Here is a 22274-nt window from a genome sequence, read left to right on the forward strand (position 1 = left end):
AACGATGCTACTCCGGTGAAAAAGGGATCGTTGGTATTGCCGGCATCGAGATAGACGGCCAGCTTATCGAACCCCTTCTTCCCGGCAAACGCAACGACATCGTCGATTTCCGAAATATCATCGTTCGGGTAAAGCCATTGTTCAAGCTGTCTTCCGGAATAGTCGCTTGAGGTCACAGCCGGCGTATACCCTCCGGCCTTGCTGAAAAGATCGGGATGATGAAAGGCGACGCGGAGGGCAATTGCCCCCCCCATTGACAGTCCGCCGATATATCTTCCGGAAGCCGACCTTACCGTATCGTAGCGTGAATCGATGAAGGGCACCAGCTCCTTCCGGATAAACCGGTCCATATTCCTCTCATCGAATTTTCCGTCGTCTTCGAAATCCTGCTTTATTTCCTTTGCCGTCGCATCCCTTGTAAAAGGAAATACCATAATAATCGGATTAATTGTATTGCTTTCGATCAATATGTCCGCCGATTCCGTCATGCCGGCGTTTATCCACATTGTTTCGGTGGAACTATAGCCGTGCAGACCGTACCACACCGGATAATCCTTTCCGCCGCCATAGCCTTTCGGAAAATAAATCCTGCACGGCATTTCCCTTCCCATAGAGACGCTTTTCACCTTCACAGCGATTATCCGTGATCCGGTCAACGGCAGGCTGAATCCGGACCCGATCAGGTCCTGATTTTTTGCCGCGCAGCCTGCGAACGCCAGAAGGACAAAGGCCGGATATATCGACCTGAATCGGCTTTTTGATTTTTTCCCTGATATTTTTTTTTCAATATTTGATTTCATACATTTCTCCGGACAGGCATTGGCTGTTTACACGCCTGATGCATGTAATGATAAGAAAACTTACAATTCCTGACAAGCCGTCTCGGATAAATTTACATCGTTTTCCTGCAAAAAATAACTCGCAACTATGACAAACGGCGTGGCATACGGAAGGGCTGCCTGGAACAATGATGAAACCCCGAATATATTTACACTGCCGGGGGCCCCGAACCGCTGTCAAAGCAATCAACACAAACCGGCGCTGTAATAAATAACTTGCAGAAAAGCATATCTTTTGCTATCAAAAAGGCTCGTAAGAAAATAACGATATATGGGGAAAAGAGGTAATGTTATGGCGGATTTGATTAAAAAAAGGTTTTTTCTGACCTGTGGGAAGACCGGGAAAATCAAGGGTATCAAGAAAATGCAGGGCTTATGGAAACTGCTTATTCCTGTCACCGGGTTTCTGGCGCTTATCTGGTATCTGTTGCGTGTGATACCAAAACCTCAACGCTCGATGTATCCCTGCATGAGGGTGGCTGCGCCGCTTGCAGGCAGTTTCCTTGGGTATGTTTTAAGCATAACGGGGCTGGTGCTGGTAATTAAAAAATTCAAAAAAATTATGAAGTTCGGGAAAATACTGTGGAAGAAAAAAATTATCGTGGCGACAGGTTGTGTGGCCCTTGGACTCGCGGCCCTTGTTATAAATATGAACTTTGCGGCGGACAGCGTCTGGGCAGACTCACCCGTGGGAACGGCTAAAGGTATTTTTGCCGCGCAGGGAAAAAGCAGGGTGGCCTACTGCCGCGATAGGAGCGCAGTCTCGGCCCCCGTCAGTGCAGCCGATTGGTGGGCCAATCAATATAATGATCAGAATAAGATCAATGCCCTGGTCACGGCGGCGGTAAAATCAGTGGGGAATTCTTCAAGCGAAGCCACGGCCTGGGACAACCTGTTTAAAGATTTTAACTCCACGCACGGCCGCGGTTCCATTGGTTATAGTCCCGGGGAAAAGATCGCAGTGAAAATAAATATGAACAATACCGGGCCGGGGATGGGGGGTAACGGAGGCCGTGAAGATACCAACCAGATCGATGCTTCTCCGCAAATGATAATTGCCCTTACCACATCCCTCAAAACCGCGGGGGTTCCCGAAAACATGATCACCTTCTCTGACCCCAGCCGCTTTATCCCCTACCATATGCAGCAGATTGTGCGCGGTGCAGGTCTGTCAGGCGTTATACTGGAAGGTCAGGACAACTTTGGTGATTCCGATCTCCGCGCCTCAACATACACGGCGGAGGGAACCTTAGTCTATTCCAATGGAACCAGAACCGGTAATCCGTCGAAAATCGCCCGCAGTTTCGCCGATGCGACCTACGTCATCGATATGGCGATTCTGAAAGGCCACAGCTACAACATGACGTTATGCGGTAAAAATTTCTTTGGCGCCACCGGCATAAGCTCCAATCCGATGAACAACTTTGACAACTTTCACAACAGTATGGACACTTCCCCCTATGTCTATGTCGATTATTTTGCAAATCGGAATCTTGGCGGGAAAACGCTGCTCTGGATCATCGATACCCTTTACGGAAGCAAAGAGGCATACGACACGGACAGGAATGCGGATGGCACATACCACGGCGTGGATGACAAATGGCCCATGTTCGGAAACGAGTGGCCCGGAATGGTGCTCATGTCCCAGGATCCCGTCGCCATTGATTCCGTAGCCATCGACTTCTTTGCGGCGAATTTTGCGGATTTGAACCCAATCGGCAATGGCTGGGACAGATATCTGCTCGAGGCTGCCAATCCCGCAAGCTACAACTACGTGGGTCCGGATGGAACGGGAAAGCTGACCGCCAGCCTGGGTATCTATGAACACTGGAATAATTCCACCGACAAACAATATTCAGGGAACCTGGGCGGTACAGGCATCGAATTGGAAGATGCCGCTTCCACAACGCCTGCCGTTTTAAAAGGAGATGTCAATGGGAATAATGCTGTTGACATTATCGATGCCCTTATTACAGCCCAGTACTACGCAGGTCTGGATCCGTCTGTTTTCAACCAGGCTGCCGCTGATGTGAATTGTTATGGAAGCATTGATATTGTTGACGCCCTTCGGATAGCACAGTATTATGTGGGATTGATTTCCAGCTTCGATTGTTGACGAGAGGAGTTCGCACTATGGTATTATCATCAAGTGAAGATGATAAACCATAAATTATTCCCATAGCAAGATAAGAATTACAGAAGCAAAACGGTTATTGAGGACCACTGACCGGCATATTCGTGAAATACCTTGCTGCCTGTACACCGGCATACCCAATGGGTACGGGGAAGTGGACCTGTAACCGGAAATCAGAAAACTCCGACAAATCGTAAAATACCCATTATTTCTGCAAAATTGCAAAGATTTTTTCCTTAATGTGGTACAAAATAAAATAAATAAAGGTATAATTCTACTAAAGTGGAAGCGTTTACGAAAAAAACGGTATTCACCGAAGTAACACTATGCAGTTGAAAACAAAATACAAGGAGATAAAAATGTGAAAAAAAAACTGTATCTGTTTTTTGTTTGCATACTCTGCCTAATATGCGGGCTTTCTGCACATGCACAATCACAAGGAGATGTTAATGGAAGCGGCGTTATAGATATTGTGGACGCATTATTAATTGCACAAGAATATGTAGGGCTCAATCCCTCCAATTTCATAAGCAGTGTTGCGGATGTCAATTGTTCCGGCGGGATCGATATTATTGATGCGCTTCTTGTGGCACAATACTATGTTGCCCTCATTTCCGAGTTTCCATGCCCGGCAACCCCTGCCCCAACCGTGATACCCGGTAGTGATGTTCTCCTGATCGGCAGGTTTGAAACGAGTGATCCGGCAGGCCCTAAATTCGGCTGGAGTGCAACGACCATAAAAGCGAATTTTCAGGGAACCGAAGCGGGTGTCTTGCTTGCTTCCACCGGTGATAACTGGATTAATGTCATTATTGACGGCACAGTCCGTTCGCCGGTCAATGTTCCTTCCGGCACAAGCGGGTCGACACCGATCCTCCTTGCATCCGGGCTTTCATCAGGTTCCCATACTCTTGAAATCGTACGCAGGACGGAAGCATGGGTCGGGGATATGCAGTTTTTGGGCTTCAGCTTTGGGTCCGGAACGGCCCTTACACCCCCGTCAGCATCTTCCCGCCGCATAGAGTTCATCGGCGATTCGATTACCTGCGGATACGGGAACGAGGGTACAGACCGGTACCAGTCTTTTACAACACGAAACGAAAATGCGTACCTTGCCTATGGTTCGGTTACAGCCCGGGTATTGGGAGCAGACCAGATAACAGTCGCATGGTCCGGTAAAGGTGTCATCCGGAATTACGGCGGGGAAACGGATGAGGTCATGCCTGAATTATATCCGCGCATTCTCCCCTACGACACAACAAATCTCTGGGACCCGGGTCAATGGATCCCCCATGTAGCGGTCATCAATCTTTGCACCAATGACTACAGCGCGGGAATTCCTGACAGAAATCAGTTTACAACGGCATATAGAAATTTCGTGCAACAGATCAGGGGGCGGTATCCCTCGGCACATATATATTGCGCTCTCGGTCCCATGCTTTCCGGCGATAATTGTGCAAGCGCGAGGGATTATATCGGCTCGGTTGTCAATTCGCTTTCATCATCGGGTGACGCGAGAATACATTTTATCGAGTTTCCCGCCCAGGACGGCTCGCTTGGTTATGGTGAAGATTGGCATCCCACGGTCGCGACCCATGAACGTATGGCCGACCAACTCGCAGCACAGATCAGATCGGATCTCGGGTGGTAATTAATAACAAGTACATTAATGTACCGGAAGTCGGCAAAACAGCCGGTTTCTGGAGAACTAATTCTATAAAAAATGAGAAATGAAAGGTTTAGTAAAAATAAAATGTTTTTCAGAAGCAAACGTGATTTTATTTCTGTCTCTGTTTTCACTTTTTTTATAGCACTGATATTCAATACCGGGCTTTTACCTTCGGCAGGGGCCTCACCAGTCAGGGTAATGCCCCTCGGGGATTCCATTACCGCGGGCCAGGGGTGCTGGCGGGCATATTTATGGGACATGCTTCAAAAAAACGGCTACACTGATATCGATTTCGTAGGAACCGTGGATTCGGGAGGATGTTCTTTAGCGTTTGACAGCGATTGCGAGGGACATGGCGGGATAGCTGCCACCGGAATGGCGGACAATGACCAGTTACCCCCCTGGCTTTCCGCCACCAACCCCGATATCGTCCTGATGCACCTGGGTACGAACGACATGTGGGGCGGTTATATCCCGCTTGCGGACAAACTGGCCGCTTTCACAAAGCTGGTCGATCAGATGCGGGCGAATAACCCCGACATGAAGATCATTGTGGCCCAGATCATCCCGATGAGTGAATCCGCATGCTCCACCTGCCCTGCCGATGTGGCGGCACTCAACAACGCGATTCCCGGCTTGGCAAGCGAAAAATCCACGAATCAGTCGCCTGTTATTGTCGTCGACCAATGGACCGGATTCAATGCAGAGACCGACACGAGGGACGGAGTACATCCCAACGACTCAGGCGAACAGAAAATGGCGGCACAATGGTACCCGGCCCTGGCCGCCCAGTTATCCGGGACAGCAACAACTTCCATAGCCGCAACGTCGTCTCCGGATGAAACACCCGGAGACGTGAACGGAAGCGGTTCGATTGACATCGTTGATGCTCTTTTGGTCGCTCAATACTATGTCGGTTTTAATCCGTCCATTTTTAACCGGGACAATGCAGATACAAACTGCGACGGCAGTATCAATATAGTCGATGCTTTAATAATAGCCCGATTTTACGTGGGTCTCGTTACAGCTTTTTGTCAGTGAAACGTGTATAATTACCGGGAAATACGGTTTTATATTTGAAAACAAAATAAAAAGGAGCAAATAAAATGAAAAAGATGCTTTTCGTTCTGTTCATTCTTTTCCTCTGTGTACAGGCATTTTCACAATCCTACCCCGGATTCAGGGTGCAGGGCAGGTTCCTGTATGACAACCAGGGAGAAAGAGTTATCCTTGTCGGCGTTAACAAGATGATTATCTGGACGGATGTTGACGGTATTCCTTCCTATGAAGAAATTGCAAAGACGGGGGCAAACTGTGTCCGCATTGTCTGGGGAACGGACGGGACGGCAGACCGGCTTGATACTGCAATATACAACTGCCGGGTCAACAACATGATCCCTATCCCCGAGCTCCATGATGCCACGGGGGAATGGTCGGGTCTGCAGGAATGCGTTGATTACTGGTGCCGCTCCGATGTCGTCGAGGTGCTTCAAAGACACCAGGAATACCTCATCGTCAATATAGCGAATGAGTGCGGCCAGACCGTTTCCGATGCCGATTACCGGACAGGATATTCGAGCGCCGTCAGCCGGATGAGGAACGCGGGGATTCATGTGCCGATCATGATTGACGCACCGGAGTACGGCCAGGGCATCGACAGTCTTCAGGCAAATGGCCCTTATTTGATCTCACAGGATCCGGACCAGAACCTCCTTTTTTCCATTCACATGTGGTGGCCATACTGCTGGGGAAATACGGACCAGAAAGTGATTGATGAAATTGCCGAATCCGTTTCCATGGGACTGCCCCTTGTCGTCGGGGAATTCGGAAATAAATGGGACGAATCAGGTGATTGCGATATTCCCTATCTCCTGATTATCGATCAGTGTACTGCCAACCAGATAGGCTGGATCCCCTGGTCCTGGGGACCGGGCAACGACCCCCAGACATGGCTTGATATGACAACGGATTCGACCTATAACGGACTTTTTGGCTGGGGCCGCGAAGTCGCGATAACGCATTCAAACAGTATCCGGAATACCGCGGTACGGCCCGCTTCGATAACGAGCGCCACACCGGTACCAAGCCCTTCCCCCGTACCCACACCCGAAGGCAACATTGCAATGGGCAGGCCCGTGTCAGTCTCTTCTGTGGAGAGTCCGGAGTTTGCGGGAGAGTATGCTGTTGACGGAAGCGTATCGACCCGCTGGGCATCGGCACCCCAAAGCGACCCGCAGTGGATCTATGTCGATATTGGCTCGACAACAGAGATATCACGGGTAATCCTTTACTGGGAGGCGGCGTATGCAAGCCAGTATAAAATCCAGGTGTCAAATGACGCGAACACCTGGACCGATCTCCTCACCGATTATAATGGTAACGGCGGGACTGACGACCTTGCCGTTTCAGGAACCGGCAGGTATGTCCGGATGTACGGGATGGCACACTATAACTGGGAGTGGGGATATTCACTATGGGAGTTTGCCGTCTACGGCACATCAGGCGGAACCACGCCCACGCCCGCGCCCGGAACACTTGGAGATGTTAATGGAGACGGTGTTATTAATATAGTTGATGCCCTTCTTGTTGCACAGGAATACGTGAACCTCGATCCGGTCAACTTTAATCCGGATGCTGCAGATGTCGATTGTTCGGGAAGCATCACCATTGTGGATGCGCTTTTAATCGCTCAATACTATGTGGGACTCATTTCATCATTCCCCTGTTAAAGCGTTTTCAATGATGATTTTCACGATTATATTCAGTACGGGGGCGGCAGTAAGCCGCCGCCGTTATAATAATGAAACTTTAATTTTCAACCGGGCGATATTTCTTCACATAAAAAGAAACTTTTTTCAGGTAAACGGAATATCCGGGTAATTCTATAGAATTGTATCCCCGTTTAAAATATTGTTCCTTGATAGGAGAATTTCTCTGGTATATAATAAGCCGGTAATTTGATGGAAAAAAATTATATGTTATAGTGATTACCTGTTTTAAGGTGACTTGACAAGGAGTTATTAATGAAAAAAAGGACATATACGTTTTTAAATAAAGTGCGGCTGCCGGGTGTTATTCTGTTGTTGTTCGTATCTGTCAATGTATTTCCCCAGCAGCTTGCATTCCCGGGAGCCGAAGGTTTCGGCAGGTTTTCTGCGGGCGGACGCGGGGGCAGTGTTTATCATGTAACAAATCTGAACGATTCGGGATCCGGATCCTTTCGGGATGCTGTAAGCCGGTCCGGCAGGACAGTGGTGTTTGATGTAGGCGGAGTAATTAATATCGGGGACCGCATCGTCATTTACAGAAATATTACGGTTGCCGGACAGACTGCCCCCGGGGGAGGGATTACGATTTACGGCAATGGTATAGCGCTTAATGACGACTCGGGGAACAGCATAATCCGGTATATCAGGATCCGGATGGGTAAAAACGGAGATTCCGAAAAAGACGCCGTCGGTATTTCCGCCAATACGGATTACATGTTTGACCACGTTTCAATAACCTGGGGACGCGATGGTACCTTTGATATAAACGGGTCCGGCATTGATAATGTGACCATTCAGAACTGTATTATCGGACAGGGAATCAATAATACGAACCATTCAACCGGCGGACTCATGCAGTCCGGTAAAATTTCCGTGTTAAGGACCTTATGGATCGACAACAAAACGCGAAACCCAAAGGGCAGGGGTCCGCAGGAGTATATTAACAATGTCATTTACAACTGGGCGGAGCACGGGTATATTTTGGGAGATACCGAAGGCCTTTCGGAAGCAAATATCATGGGGAATTATTTTATTAATGGTCCAAGTACGGCCGGTAACTGTTTTAACAGCGCAACACCGTCTTTCCATGTATATGCCCGTGACAACTATTGGGACAAAAACAGAAACGGGACCCTTGACGGCTCTCCGGTTACAGATGGGGAGTATGGCCCGGTCACCTTTGAGTCATCACCCTTTTCATATTACGGAGCAGGCAGCCTGATGACGCCGGCTGAGGCATACAACAAGATTGTCAATGATGTCGGGGCGTCTCTGATCCGCGACGATGTCGACAACTTGCTGATAAGCCAGCTTACGTCTTTGGGAACGTCAGGCTCGATAATTAATACGGAAGATGATAACGGAATCCCCGGTAATGTTGGAACCGTTGCCGGCGGTTCAGCCCCGGCGGATGCAGACCGTGATGGTATGCCTGATTCCTGGGAGCGGAATAACGGAATGGATCCCGGCTCGGCCGACAATAACGGTGACAATGACGGCGACGGGTATACGAATCTTGAAGAATACCTTAATGAACTTGCCGGTGACCAGCCCCCGCAGAACCGGGACACACCTCAGCCGACTGTCACGCCGACGGTTACGCCGTATACGGGACTCACGGGTGATGTCAACTCGAACGGGGCTGTCGATATTGTCGATGCCCTTCTTGTTGCACAGGAGTACGTGGGATTGGAACCCGCCAATTTCAATACCGCGGCAGGGGATGTAAATGGTTCCGGTTCTATTGATATTGTCGACGCGCTATTGATTGCGCAATACTACGTGGGATTGATACCGGGGTTTTGATGATGCGGTTCCCTGATTCCTTCAGGGGCCGCCAGCGAACATCGCCTTTATTTATTGTACGTGAATCCACAATGACGATTTTCACGGGAACAGTATCGATTATTTATGAGAAATAAAATCAGGCATCTGCGTATTTTTCTTTTATTTCTTTTATTTCAGATAATGCATGCATAAAACAATCAACCAATTGGGGATCAAAATGTTTTCCCTTTTCTTCTTTTATATAACTGACAGCCTCATCGATAGTCCATGTATTTTTATACGGACGGGGGCTGGTGAGAGCGTCGAACACATCCGCTATTGCCACGATTCTTGCGAACTCAGGTATTTCTTTACCTTTTTTATTCGTCGGGTAGCCTTCGCCATTCCATTTTTCATGGTGATAGAGCGCAGTGAGCTTGGCAGCCTGTAATAAAGGAGACGGGTGGTCGCCGATGATCTTTGCGCCTATTACCGTATGCGTTTTCATTATTTCCCATTCATCATTATCCAGCTTTCCGGGTTTGAGTAAAATTGAATCCGGAATGCCGATTTTCCCGACATCATGCATCGGCGCGGCATTCATTATTAATTCAACTTTATCCTCATCAAGACCCAAAGCAATGGCTAAAACCCTGCAGATTTTACTCATCCGTATAACATGCGTGCCTGTTTCCTTGTCTTTGTATTCCGATGCGCGTCCAAGGTTTCTGATTATTTCAAGCCTTGTTTCATGAAGCTCTTTTGTCCGTTCTTTTACTTTTTGTTCCAGTATCTGATTCTGGTTTTTGAGTCTTTCTCTGGATGTTTTTAATTCAATATGCGTTTTTACCCTTGCCTTGACAACAGCGGGATTGACGGGTTTGGTTAAAAAATCAACAGCACCGTATTCAAATCCTTTTGTTTCGTCTTCCGTTTCAGTCTTTGATGTAATAAATATGATCGGAATATCCCTTGTTTCTTTATTTTCCTTTAGTTTTGCACATACATCATAACCATCCATCTCCGGCATGACAATATCCAGCAGAATCAAATCCGGATTGACTTTTGAACCGATAATATCAAGGGCCTTTTTACCGCTCAGTGAAAAATTTATTATATAGTCCGATTTTAAAATATTGGTGAGTATCGCAATATTAGCGGAATCATCATCGACAATCAATATCCTGTGTTTATTCCCGCTGTTATTCATTGCATTACTCCATTTTTTTCAATAATTTTTTTATTGCGGCAAGTGCGGCATCATAGTCGTATTTATTTACATCATTCTTTATTTTCAATATTTCATTTTTATATCCCGCCGCCGCCGACAAATCTTCCAATGATTCAATGTATGTTTCCGCCGCCGTATCATACTCTTCCAGAAATGATTGAAGTTTCTTCAAATCCATAACAAGGTCTTTTATTGTTTTTGTTTATTCTTTGTGTTATTCTTTTTTACATGAATGCTTATTGTTTGAATCGATCCGATAATACGCATCATCTCTTTTGAAGTTTCTTTTAATAAAGTCCGTACTTTAATAAAATCAATCGTATCGTTATTCATTATTGTATTAATTTTAGCAATTATGGCGTGAAGCTGATCGGCGCACAAATTAGCGGAAACGCCCTTAAATGTATGAATCACCAGTTTCGCATCATCCGTCTTGTTGTTATCAAGAAGACCGTTTACTTGTTCCGGGAAATCTTTATAATCTTCAGAAAACTTTATCAGCAGCTTTTCCAATAACGCCCTGTTCCCGGTTACCCGGTTCAATGCTTTTTCCACATCAATTCCATAAATCTCCGGGAATATCCTTTTTTTCCGGTCTTCTACGCTATCGGATTTCTTTTTTTCATTTATCGGGACCCATTTGGACAGGATCCGGAACAATTTTCCCTCTTCGATGGGTTTTGATATATAATCATTCATCCCCGACTGCAGTACTTTATATTTCACATCTGCCATTATATCAGCCGTGAGGGCGATAATGGGAATCTTTTCAAACAGGGGTTTTTTTCTTATCTCAGCCGTGACTTCATATCCGTCCATTTCCGGCATCTGTATATCCATTAAAATAAGATCAATTGTATTCTCTGCCTGGGTATTGAGAATAGTAATTGCCTCCCTGCCCTTTTGTACGGGAATAACAAAAAAACCGAAACTTTCAAGCATCTCTTTTGCCACCTGCATATTTATTTCATTATCCTCAACAAGCAGGATTGTAATATTTCTTGAGGTAAATTGATCTTTTGTAGTTATAAGTATGGATTCGTTATCATCTTTCCTTTTTTTTCTCACTGAAAAAAGACACAATATAACATCAATTATATCGTTTTTAATAAACGGTTTGAGGAGGGCCTCGTCAAATATTGTATCCTCTATATTTTTTATTGTCACATAGGTGTCCTGCTTAATCAAAGCAATTATTTTCGGTCCGGGGTTGCTTTTATCCACTTGCATTGGGATTTGATAGTTGAAACACAGATCTCTTAAGAGCATATAGTCCGCAATAAAAATATCAAAATCATTCAAGAAGTTTTCTTTTTCAGAATACAGTTGAAACGCCTGCTCCGGTGAATGACATATTGTCAGGTCGGAAGCTATGCTTTCCAGATAAGCGGAAAGAACTTCACACATCTTTTTATTTTTATATAATATCAGGATATTCAGCTTATGTATTAAGGAATCAGGAATGAACAATTTGTTCTCTATCTTTTTGTGCAGTCTGTATTCAATACTAAAATAAAATATACTGCCTTTTCCAAACTCGCTTTCCACGCCGATAGTACCATTCATTTGTTTTATTAGCGCCTTGCAAATTGCAAGCCCCAGGCCGGTACCGCCGAATTTCCTTGTGGTTGATGAATCCGCCTGGGAGAATTTTCTGAATAATTTCCTGCTCTGTTCTTCTGTAAGGCCGATTCCCGTATCACTTAATTTGAATTCCAACACAACTGCTTTCCTGGTTTTCTTTATCGCACTAATAGATAAAACCACTTCTCCTTTTTTTGTAAACTTCAGGGCATTGGAGGTTAAGTTGAGGAGTATCTGCTCGAGACGCAAAGGGTCCCCTACAAGAGACACCGGCACGGAATTACTGATATCAAAAATAAAATCAACATTATTATCAAATAAATTCACTCCGACATAATTTGTTATCTTGTCTATTACCTGATAAATATTAAACGGGATAGATTCAATGGTTAATTCTCCTGCTTCGATTTTTGAAAAATCCAGGATATCATTGATAATACTAAGCAAATTCTGGGAAGAACTTTGTATTTTACGGATATAATCCTTCTGTTTTTCGTTTAATTCGGTTTTATTAAGCAGCTGGTTCAGTCCCATAATCGCGTTTAGCGGGGTGCGGATTTCATGACTCATGTTTGCCATAAACTCGTTTTTTGCCTGATCATAACTTTTTAATTTTATATTCGCACGTTCCAGTTGAATCTTCTGTAATTCAAGTTCTCTTTCCGCTAACTTTTGCTTAATGATAATGTGTACCCCATTAAGAACGGAACTGATGATAAATTGGAATTTTGCATAATGGTTTGTATCTATATCAGTGGTCTGGATTATAAAATATCCGAAATGAGTTTGTTCAAAATAAAGGGGTTTAACCAGCAGGCAGAATTGATTTTCATAAGGTAAAAATTTCTTAGGGATAAGAAGCTTCGGTGAGAAAAACAATTCCCCGACTATACTCATCATCTCATTATTTTTATATGCCATTAAAAGCCTTGCTTTTTCAGGCAGCAATCCCTTGTTATATAAATCAACATCGAATAATTCTTCATATAATATAATATAGAAGCTCTTGATCCCCGTATGGGGAAGTTCAACAGATAATGTCTCTGTCAGTGCATCCAGACTGAATACCCTGTAACAATTTTGGGATAATTTCTGGAATATCAAGTCCTCTTTTCTTTTTTTCATAAATAAAGAACCCTGCTGCCACATGGAATGATTGGCGACGGTAATTCTGATATCATGAAGGAACCGCTCGACATCCGGATGCAGATGTTCGGTTCCGGAAACGGCAAAAAGGGAGGACGACAAAAGAGAAATAATGTGCTGCCATAACGTGCCGTCAATGTGATGTTCTATGGTATGCAGGAGGATATTTTCCAATGAAGCAAGGAACCTGTTCATGGAATGTTCTCCGGGATCAGGCCGGTTCAGGAACGCTTTCATTTCATCAATCCAGAAATGTAAATAATCCTTCTTTATCACAAAAGGAGTCAATAATTCCGTTATTGTATCAATCAGGATTTCTTTGATTCGTTTTTTACCGATTTTTTTGCCGGCTATCTCCGAAATGACGTTCTCCCTGCAATCTCCGGGGGTATTTCTTTTATTGAAACATCCGCAGGATTCACGTCTGATAAGATACGTCGGGAGTATTATATCTTCTGTCCGGTTTTTATTCTCAAGAATGTTTCTCAAGTGAAGAATGCCATTGACACCTGTTTCATATATCGGGTGCTTCACCGTTGTCAGCGGAATATCGAAATAATGAAGATCTTCGGCATCATCGAAACCTGTAACTGCAATATCCTGTGGAACTTTTATACCGTTCGACTGTAAATAACGGATCGCTCCGTACGCCATATCGTCATTAGCGGCGGCGACCGCATCCGGGTGCAGCCCGCGGTCTTCCAACAGGATTTTCATGGCATTGAATCCCGAGTATGAACTGAAGTTGCAATATATAATATTATTTTCATCGACCGTTTTGTTGAAAGAGGTGAGGACTTCTCTATATGCCTGTAACCGTTCAATGGCTTCTTCATGTTGCTCAGGTCCTGAAATATATGCGATTTTTTCATACCGATGATCCCGGATGAGATGAGTAATCAGCTTCTTCATACCGGTTTTGTTTTCAATTCGTATACTGGGAATATTCACGGCCTTTATCCCCGTGACAACCATAGGGATTCCATTGAATCCGGATAAAAAATCCATTATCTTTTCATGTGAAAGCATCGTAAACACCGGGCCGAATATGATCAAGCCATCCAGTAAATCCCTGTTTACATACTCATAGATGATATTATATGAATAATCGTTATTGCCGAACGTATATGGAGTCGAGGGATTGGTATACCCTATCTCACTCCCCTGAAAAACAATGAGGTTTATGTTATTTTCCTCAGCCGCCCGCTTGATGCCTGCAAAAAAAAGTTTGCCGAAATAACCATGCAGCCAGTTTATTAATACGCCGAATGTATAACTCACAATTCCCCTTTAATATTGAACGACAATCACCTCTTGTTGAGATACTCCGTTTCCTCTTGATTATTCTTTTAATAAAAAAGAGTAATACTTGAAATGAACGTACCTCAATTACGATTTTTTTTTATTTGGAAGAATATATCTTCTTAAAAGGTGTTTTTTCTCTTATTTAACTATAGTAAAGAAGTCGTCAATGTTCCAGGAAAATTATAAACATTGAGGCTGTGGATTTTCAGAAAATATGTATCAAGAAGCGGCAAAAATAGACGGAAATTATCTAAAAGTCGACCGGTAATTTTTTTATACGATGCGTTAACGTTAACATGGATCTTCGCATTCGGGGACACGGTGAATCAAGAAACCGCGAACCTTATATGGATTCGAAATTACATGATTCTATTTTCAAGTAACAAATTTTATAAAGAAAAGGAGATGGTGAAATGAAAAAAAGGATATTTTTTGTAAGCGCATCCGATCAAGCCGTTACTATGGCAGTGCCGGAACGTCGATCATCCATATTTCGGAACCGGAGGACGAATCCGGATCCCCGTCCGTATGTTCGAACAATATCCTTGCGCCGTCCTGGGACCAGCCGGGCGCGCCGTCGTATCCCTCGTCCTCGGTAACCCTGATCCATTCGTCCGGTGTATGCATACCCCCTGCCGATGTGCAGATGTAAATATTCGCATAATCGCATTCATATTCGGAACTGAAGACGATCCAGTCGCCGTCCGGGGAAAACGAACAGTCCGTCGATTCGGCGTCCGTATCGAGCAGCTGCCGTTTATTACTTCCGTCGTCATCGCATACCATTATTTCATAGATAGACCCGGTGTCTTTCTGGTAACAGATATAATCCCCCCGGGGCGACCAGCTCGGCTGCCTGCAATCGCCGCTATCGTCGATAACAATTCTGTTGGAGGAATCAGCGACTTCGCATGCATAAATAAAATGCTCCGTGTCCGCCTCATTCACCCGTTCATAAACGATCCATGTCCCGTCTGGCGAGAAGCCCGGCTCCCAGGCCATATACCCCGCTTGATCGCTGATCATCGCAAGTCCCGTTCCGTCCGGACTGATCTGATACGCGTTTTCGGACTCGTCGTTTCTTTCAGAAGAAAATACAATTTTGTTTACCACGGGATTCCATATACAGGCCCCGCCGGGCATGGTGACATTGTACCCGTCAAGCAGCAGTTCGATCGAATTATCATCGAGGTCGCATATATAAAGGTAGGCATCCCCTTCGTTATAACCGCTTCTGAAATTGGTAAACACGAATGAATTGAGTACGGCCGGGGACCAGGCCGCGTTCTGGCAGGACCCCGGTAATCCGGAAAATCCGATTCTTTTGGCACCGTCGGGTCTCACCACCTCATCATCATTACCGTCATCCCGTGCGCAACAATAAAAAAAGAAAAGAAATAATAAAAAAAGAAAACCGATCGTGATTATTCGTTTTATCATGTGTATTCTCCTTTACAAACATCAATATTTCTTCCCTCGAACCCGTCATTCTTTTCTTGTTAAAACAGTGAATGTCTTCCTTTGAGAGCAGTACCCGCCCCTCAGGAGTGAATCGTCAACAGTCCGAGGGCATCGAATTCATCGAGGCTTTCGATAACATGATGTGCAAGTGAAAAATCAAGCATCCTTGTATATTCATTCGGAACCGCAACGACGATCATGCCCGCCGCGTGGCCCGCTTTTACGCCGTGCAGTGAATCTTCAACGACCACACAATGCCGGGGATGTATTCCCAATTTTTTGGCGGCTTCAAGAAAGATATCTGGATGGGGCTTCCCGAATTCGACATCATCGCCGGATTGAATCACGGAAAAGAAGTCGTTGAGTGCACATTGATCGAGGAGGCTTCGAATCAATTCATGGCTCGACGAAGAAGCGATCGCGCAGGGGATGGCGGCTTTTTTCAGCCGATTGAGCAGCGTATATGCCGGATCGATACGCTTTATTTTATGGAGATGGTTGTTAAAATATTCTTTCTTTTCCAGTATGAGTGTATCGATATTGAGAGACACCCCGAATTCCTTGATGAGGTCTCTCCAGAATGTCCTCTCATTTGAATAACCGATATATTTCCTGTGTATATTCCGGTTGAATGTGAGGCCGTACCGTGCAAGCGCTTTCTTTTCCGATTCATAATGGAGGGGTTCACTGTCAACGAGAACACCGTCCATATCAAAAATAACAGCTTTAACCACTTTCAGTATCCGCTCCTTAACGACAAGTTTATGAAATTATCGGCTTATTACAAGCCGTCGTCGATACAGTTTTCGCAGCATGTGCCACTATAAATTATTTTTCCGTTATGTTGCAAGTACTTCTATCCGGATTTAGCGACGACATTGACATGATAGCTTTTACGGATATTCATGCATCCGGCGATTCCGTTCTTCCGGGGGAATATGCGCGCTTCGGTCTCATTATACCATGAGAGGGACCTCGATGCAAATACCTCTATTTTCCTTGACAATAGAAAAGAATTAATGGTAGGATAATTTGATAATATTATGAAGCGGAAACAGCTTAATTCCTTTGTTGGTAAAGCCATTTCCTTTGCGAACAGGGGTGAATACAAACGGGCGATCACTTTCTTGGACAAAGCGCTCGATATTGATGACACGTCGGAAAAAGTATGGTTGAACAAGGCCCGAATCCTCACGCGAATCAATCAATATGAAGAAGCGATAAAGTGCTACAATAACGGACTTAACGTCAACAGGGAAAGCACCGAACTCTGGTATCACAAAGGATTGCTCCTCTATGAATTGAGAAGGTTCAAGGACGCTATCGATTGCTTCAATCATGTTCTCAAAATAAATCCCGATCATATCGACGCGCTGGAAAACAAAAGGCTCGCCCTTTCAAATATGGAACAATTTGACGAAATCAGTTATGACTGCGCCCATTCGACAGAGGAAGAAGAAAATATCGATCTCTCCTCGCTTACATCGAATGCGGATTTCTCCGACGATTGGGAAAAAAGCGCGGAAATACTTTGTTCTTATTCAAATGGTTACAAAAACAAAAAGCACATAGTGAAATCATGGTTTAAGGAAGGGCTTCAGCTAAAACGATCGGGACGGTACCGGGATGCCATAAATTGTTTTGACCAGGCGCTTGAAATCGACAAGGACTATGCCGTGGCATGGTATAACAAAGGCGTTTCAATGATGAAGCTTCACGACTACAAGAAGGCGATTGCCTGTTTTGATGAGACGCTTCGCCTTGACAGGCGCAATAAAAAAGCATGGTTCAACAAAGGCGTTTCTCTCATGAAAAAGGGAGATCACCGTGAAGCGCTGGTTTGTTTCGATAATGTATTGGCGATCGACAATACATTCGGAAGCGCATGGCACAACAAGGCGCATGCACTTTACGATATCGGTTCGTATGAACAATGTATCGAATGCTGCGACACATTGCTGAAAAAGGATCCGTCTGACGAGTACAATATATGGCACTACAAGAAGAATTCACTCATACGGCTCGGCCGTTTCAACGAACTTATCGGTCTTTACACCAAACAACTCGAGAACGACGACTTCAACGAGGCCTTATGGTACGACAAGGGAATCGCGCTCTATGAGGTCGGCAATTATCGCGAAGCCTCGGCGTGTTTCGATCACGCGATTTCAATCGACGGAACGGACGACGCCTTCTGGTTCAGAAAGGGTCTCGCGTCGTTTCAGCTTTCCTTATACAAGGAAGCCCTCGATTGTTTCAACAGGGCGATCGAAATATACGATGACGACGACCGCTACTGGGACAACAAGGGGATGGCCCTTATGCACCTCAACAAAAGGAACGAGGCGCACCAGTGTTTCAAGAAAGCCGTTGACTTGAACCCGGACAACAAAGCAGCCCGCGAAAAAATGAAGGACACCCTGTAACGGCGGTCACGGTTCTTTTACCCGTGGTACAGTATAACATCCCGTATACGGCAGCCGATATCCGCGGCGAGCACCCCGCACTTGACGATAAACATGAAAAAAATATTGCCTTCGTTGCCCGCAAGACTCTCGAAATTTCCCTGCCCCTTGCTGATAATCATATCACTCACACGCCATGCGTCAAGGAATTCCTTCGAGCAGGCCCCAAGAAGCGTTCCCGGAGCATCAACGCCGTTCGCAATGACCCGGGCCGTTTTATCGATTCCGGCTTCGACGGCATCCGATACGAGGCAATCATTGATGATGGGCCCTCCCCGAACCGCGCACACGATACGCGTCGCGGGAAAGGCGGCGTGGATCTCCTCGATGAGAATTCTGTCACATACGATTTCCCCGGCATTATCCGCGCAATACAGAATCGTCTTTGCCCGTTCAAGCGAGGCGATAAAATCACGGTACGCGAAAAACCGCGGATCTTCATTCTTTATTCCGGCGTCTTCCATGTTGATAATGGCATCGATTTCCGCATGTAAATCGAGTCGAAAGAGGGCACCGTAATCGATAATATTACCGGCGATGGCGATTTCAACGGCTTCGAGTATTCTGTCCTGCGAGTTCTCCACCTTTTTTTTCAGAAGCGGATAAAGAGACAATACGAGGTCGTTGCTCTTTTTTTTGATATGTTTATACGGATCAGGATTATTCGTCTCCTCCCTTATGATTCTGTGAATAATGCTTCCCATGACGGGAGGGGAGTCCTCGAGTTCGATCTCAGGTATGTGACGTGCGACCTCATCGAGAATTCTTTTTACGGCACCATCGGAGAGGCCTATCATCCGGCATGCCTCGATTGTCTGTCTGAAAAAACAGGGTATACAATCCAGATACGTTTTCATGTGTATGCTCTTTTCTTACTCCTTTATTTTCATCCGGCATAAACAGCGGGCGACCATCGACGTCACCCGGCGAACGAGGCCGTTTTTTTATACCGGTATACTCGAATCCCTTCCCTGTCCCGAACGTCACGGTTTTTTTACCGCATAATAAACCTTATGGTGATGATCGTAGGAAACGATATCGTGATTTTTTTCGAGTTCATCCAGATATTTCAGGACTTCGTTCCTGTGCATCGACAAGCCGTCTGAAATATCATCGAGCGAACAGGGCCGCCGTTTCAGAAGACCGTAAATCGCATCTTTCGTCCCGCTGAAATACGATGAGTATGCGTGCCGTTTGAAATCGGCGATAATTTCGACATCAAAGTCGATAGAGGCGGCCAGACGTTTCATGAGTTCTTTCGGGACCGGATGGGCGAATGATTCGGCCGGCGGGCGATTAACGGTGTTCAACTGGACTTTGCGGGGGCGTATCCTTTTGACAATCGAATTGATATCCCGCACTTCCGGCGCGACCGCTGTGGCGTCGCGGATCAAAAACACTTCAAGCCATATCGTATTGGGGAATCCGCGCGAGAAATCAATGATACCCTCGACGACCCGTTCGAACGAAAGCGACTCGTGCGGCCTGTTGACATAACGGAACATCTCCCCGTTTCCCGCATCCAGCGACGGGATGACGAGATCGGCGCGGTTGAGACCTTTTCTCACATCGGGGTCCCAAAGGAGCGACCCATTAGTGAGAACCGCGACCGGCTTTCCGGTCAGCCGCTTTATCCCGCAAACGAGACGATCGAGACATAAATACAACGTCGGTTCTCCCGAGCCCGAAAGCGTGATGTAATCGATCCTCATACCGGTGGAGAGTTTCGATGAGAGTTCGTCGAGGATGCCGGAAACGGGTGAAAATTCCTTTCTCGTTACCGACTTGTCAGTCGTCCGTCCCAGCTGACAGTATATGCAGTCGTAGGAACAGGTTTTAAAGGGAACACAATCGATTCCAAGCGAGAAGCCCAGCCGCCGGGACGGTACAGGGCCGAATACATACCCCGAACGGCATTGACGCTTACCCATTTACCGGCCGGCCGTTTCCCGAAAAGACCTTTTCACGCACCGCCTCCCAGACGGCGGTAATACGGTCCGTCAAGTTCGATTTCCCGTATTCGATCACCGATACACCGCGCATCTGGGCTTCGGTAAAAGCCCTGTCGTAGGGTATTTCACCCAGAAAGTCCGATGACGAATCACCGGCGATCCTTTTTATCTCCTCCGTTTTATCGGGATTCAAATCGTGCTTGTTGACGATAATACCCGACCTGATATCGAAAAACCGTATAACATCGAGAACACGTTTCAGATCGTGAATGCCCGAAACGGTCGGCTCCGTCACCACGACCGCGTAATCCGTCCCCGTAATCGAGGCGATGACCGGACAACCCGTCCCCGGCGAACCGTCGATGATCGACCTTTTCAGATCGAAGGAAGCGGCCATGTCGTTCTTTTTGTTTCTGATAAGCGATACCAGTTTTCCCGAGTTTTCCTCGGCGATGCCGAGTTTCGCGTGACTCATTGGACCGAATCTCGTTTTCGAAAGATACCATTCGCCGTTTATCGCCTTGTAAAACGATACTGCATTGAACCGACAAACGAGGCCGCAGGTGCCGCAGCCTTCGCACGACACCCCGTCAACCCGATACACGATCGACGAGTCTTTGCTTTCCGTTTGGATCGCATCGAACCTGCAGGCGGTCATACACGCGCCGCAGCCGGTACACAAATCGGGATCGATGACGGCCGACTCGCCCCCCGAAAACATTCCCCGCTCGAGTATTTCCGGCGAAAGCAAAAGATGCAGATCCGCGGCGTCGACGTCACAGTCGGAAACGGCGATCCTTTTTTCCAGGGCGCAAAAAGCGGCGACGAGGGACGTCTTTCCCGTCCCCCCTTTTCCGCTGATCACGACGATCTCTTTGCCGTTTGCCGCGCCTGTCGGCTGCCGCGACGGTTGATATTCTATTATGTTGCTTCCGGCGTCATAAGGATTCTGCCGTACGGGTTTTATAACGGTTCTGCGCTTTTCTTTTGCACGTTCGATGATCTCAGACGCAATACCGTCAAAGAGTTCAAAATATTCGGGATACCTGTCGACGGCGAGGTCCCCGACCGAATAACAGGCGGCGACCTTCCGCTCGTCGGGTATTTCCCCGATAATCGAAAGCCCTTCTTTCCCGCAGTACTCCATCAGGGCGTTGTCTTTGTAATCCGCCCGGTTGCAGACGACAACGGGTTCTTTTCCGAGTTTCCTGCACATATCCACGGCCAGTTTCAAATCGTTGATACCGAAAGGGGTGGGATCCGTCGCGAGGACGCAAAGATCGGCGTCTTTGACGGTTTCGACCACCGGGCATGATGTCCCGGGCGAAGAATCGAGAATCGTGATATGCTCGCCCGCGTGTTCTTTCACCTTTTTTATCAACCGGACGGACATTCCGCCTTCTCCCGTCTCGAGCAGGGCGTAATACAGATCGATATTCCCGCTTTTCCCATGAATAAGTTCCCCGATTTTACGGTCTTTCTCGATGATGGCGTTCTCCGGACAGACGATCGTACATGCCCCGCACACATGGCAAAGATTCCTGAAGAACAGGACATTCTCTTTTATCAGGGCCAGTGCGTTGTATCTGCACGCTTCGACACATTTCCCGCACAGACTGCATTTTCCCATATCCACTTCCATGGGTGAGAAAATCGTGACGTCTTCACGGTTTTCCGTATCGTGTTTGAGAAAAAGATGTCCGTTCGGCTCCTCCACGTCGCAGTCGAGGTACCTGACGACCTCCCCCCGTTTTTCGAGGACACGCGCGATATTGGTGGAAATAAAGGTCTTCCCCGTCCCGCCTTTACCGCTCGATATCGCTATATGCAATGCCATGCCGATTCCTCTCTTCCTTCACGTCTTGTACGGCTTATCAGCCGTCATTCACACGGCTTATCAGCCGTCATTCACACGGCTTATCAGCCGTCATTCACACGGCTTATCAGCCGTCA

General features: G+C 46.4%; 15 protein-coding genes. 6 read left to right on the forward strand and 9 right to left on the reverse strand.

Going from position 1 to position 22274, the window contains the following annotated elements; all coding sequences use genetic code 11:
- Positions 1 to 800 (reverse strand): hypothetical protein (locus JW881_06430; protein ID MBN1697130.1); only part of this gene is annotated, 800 nt, incomplete at its 3' end.
- 331 nt (positions 801 to 1131) lie between these two features.
- On the opposite strand from JW881_06430, the gene JW881_06435 reads away from it, so the two are divergent.
- The 5 genes from JW881_06435 (at position 1132) to JW881_06455 (ending at position 9216) form a co-directional block, all read left to right on the forward strand.
- On the forward strand, positions 1132 to 2955 hold the full coding sequence (locus JW881_06435; GenBank protein ID MBN1697131.1) for a DUF362 domain-containing protein: 1824 nt from the start codon (positions 1132 to 1134) through the stop codon (positions 2953 to 2955).
- A gap of 379 nt (positions 2956 to 3334) precedes the next feature.
- Entirely contained in the window at positions 3335 to 4624 is a 1290-nt protein-coding gene (locus JW881_06440) for a hypothetical protein (GenBank protein MBN1697132.1), read from the forward strand.
- A 102-nt stretch (positions 4625 to 4726) separates the two neighbouring features.
- Positions 4727 to 5683 (forward strand): hypothetical protein, encoded by a 957-nt coding sequence (locus tag JW881_06445; GenBank protein ID MBN1697133.1) that lies wholly within the window; start codon positions 4727 to 4729, stop codon positions 5681 to 5683.
- Between the two features lie 65 nt (positions 5684 to 5748).
- Positions 5749 to 7371, forward strand: coding sequence for a discoidin domain-containing protein (locus JW881_06450; GenBank protein ID MBN1697134.1), 1623 nt, complete (start codon positions 5749 to 5751; stop codon positions 7369 to 7371).
- A 294-nt stretch (positions 7372 to 7665) separates the two neighbouring features.
- Positions 7666 to 9216, forward strand: coding sequence for a hypothetical protein (locus tag JW881_06455; protein ID MBN1697135.1), 1551 nt, complete (start codon positions 7666 to 7668; stop codon positions 9214 to 9216).
- Positions 9217 to 9334: 118 nt separating this feature from the next.
- Here JW881_06455 and JW881_06460 read toward each other — a convergent pair whose 3' ends face one another.
- The 5 genes from JW881_06460 to JW881_06480 form a co-directional block, all read right to left on the reverse strand.
- Complete coding sequence (locus JW881_06460) at positions 9335 to 10387, reverse strand: two-component system response regulator (GenBank protein MBN1697136.1); 1053 nt, start codon at positions 10385 to 10387, stop codon at positions 9335 to 9337.
- A gap of 4 nt (positions 10388 to 10391) precedes the next feature.
- Positions 10392 to 10586, reverse strand: a complete 195-nt coding sequence (locus tag JW881_06465) for a hypothetical protein (protein ID MBN1697137.1) — start codon at positions 10584 to 10586, stop codon at positions 10392 to 10394.
- Positions 10587 to 10597: 11 nt separating this feature from the next.
- Positions 10598 to 14419 carry a response regulator gene (locus tag JW881_06470; protein MBN1697138.1) on the reverse strand — a complete coding sequence of 1274 codons (3822 nt, stop codon included), beginning with the start codon at positions 14417 to 14419 and terminating at the stop codon, positions 10598 to 10600.
- A gap of 483 nt (positions 14420 to 14902) precedes the next feature.
- Positions 14903 to 15883 carry a PD40 domain-containing protein gene (locus tag JW881_06475; protein ID MBN1697139.1) on the reverse strand — a complete coding sequence of 327 codons (981 nt, stop codon included), beginning with the start codon at positions 15881 to 15883 and terminating at the stop codon, positions 14903 to 14905.
- 101 nt (positions 15884 to 15984) lie between these two features.
- The gene (locus JW881_06480; GenBank protein MBN1697140.1) at positions 15985 to 16638 is read right to left on the reverse strand and encodes an HAD family phosphatase; all 654 of its coding nucleotides are present in this window, start codon (positions 16636 to 16638) and stop codon (positions 15985 to 15987) included.
- 309 nt (positions 16639 to 16947) lie between these two features.
- Between JW881_06480 and JW881_06485 the strand changes: the two genes are divergently transcribed.
- Positions 16948 to 18330 (forward strand): tetratricopeptide repeat protein, encoded by a 1383-nt coding sequence (locus JW881_06485; protein MBN1697141.1) that lies wholly within the window; start codon positions 16948 to 16950, stop codon positions 18328 to 18330.
- Between the two features lie 17 nt (positions 18331 to 18347).
- On the opposite strand, the gene JW881_06490 is transcribed toward JW881_06485, so the two are convergent.
- From JW881_06490 to JW881_06500, 3 genes are all read right to left on the reverse strand, one after another.
- Positions 18348 to 19226, reverse strand: a complete 879-nt coding sequence (locus JW881_06490) for a DUF89 family protein (GenBank protein MBN1697142.1) — start codon at positions 19224 to 19226, stop codon at positions 18348 to 18350.
- Between the two features lie 126 nt (positions 19227 to 19352).
- A complete protein-coding gene (locus tag JW881_06495; GenBank protein ID MBN1697143.1) occupies positions 19353 to 20300 on the reverse strand; it encodes a radical SAM protein in 948 nt (315 codons plus the stop codon).
- Positions 20293 to 22158, reverse strand: a complete 1866-nt coding sequence (locus tag JW881_06500; GenBank protein ID MBN1697144.1) for a 4Fe-4S binding protein — start codon at positions 22156 to 22158, stop codon at positions 20293 to 20295. The genes JW881_06495 and JW881_06500 overlap by 8 nt, the downstream gene beginning before the upstream one ends.
- Between the last annotated feature and the right edge of the window lie 116 nt (positions 22159 to 22274).

This window comes from Spirochaetales bacterium (genome assembly GCA_016930085.1).
Taxonomy (GTDB): Bacteria; Spirochaetota; Spirochaetia; order SZUA-6; family JAFGRV01; genus JAFGHO01.

Coding starts and splice junctions, on each gene's coding strand:
- JW881_06485 (MBN1697141.1), top strand. CDS start 16,948: ATGAAGCGGAAACAGCTTAATTCCTTTGTTGGTAAAGCCATTTCCTTT.
- JW881_06475 (MBN1697139.1), bottom strand. CDS start 15,883: ATGATAAAACGAATAATCACGATCGGTTTTCTTTTTTTATTATTTCTT.
- JW881_06435 (MBN1697131.1), top strand. CDS start 1,132: ATGGCGGATTTGATTAAAAAAAGGTTTTTTCTGACCTGTGGGAAGACC.
- JW881_06490 (MBN1697142.1), bottom strand. CDS start 19,226: ATGAAAACGTATCTGGATTGTATACCCTGTTTTTTCAGACAGACAATC.
- JW881_06460 (MBN1697136.1), bottom strand. CDS start 10,387: ATGAATAACAGCGGGAATAAACACAGGATATTGATTGTCGATGATGAT.
- JW881_06495 (MBN1697143.1), bottom strand. CDS start 20,300: ATGGGTAAGCGTCAATGCCGTTCGGGGTATGTATTCGGCCCTGTACCG.
- JW881_06500 (MBN1697144.1), bottom strand. CDS start 22,158: ATGGCATTGCATATAGCGATATCGAGCGGTAAAGGCGGGACGGGGAAG.
- JW881_06465 (MBN1697137.1), bottom strand. CDS start 10,586: ATGGATTTGAAGAAACTTCAATCATTTCTGGAAGAGTATGATACGGCG.
- JW881_06445 (MBN1697133.1), top strand. CDS start 4,727: ATGTTTTTCAGAAGCAAACGTGATTTTATTTCTGTCTCTGTTTTCACT.
- JW881_06455 (MBN1697135.1), top strand. CDS start 7,666: ATGAAAAAAAGGACATATACGTTTTTAAATAAAGTGCGGCTGCCGGGT.
- JW881_06450 (MBN1697134.1), top strand. CDS start 5,749: ATGAAAAAGATGCTTTTCGTTCTGTTCATTCTTTTCCTCTGTGTACAG.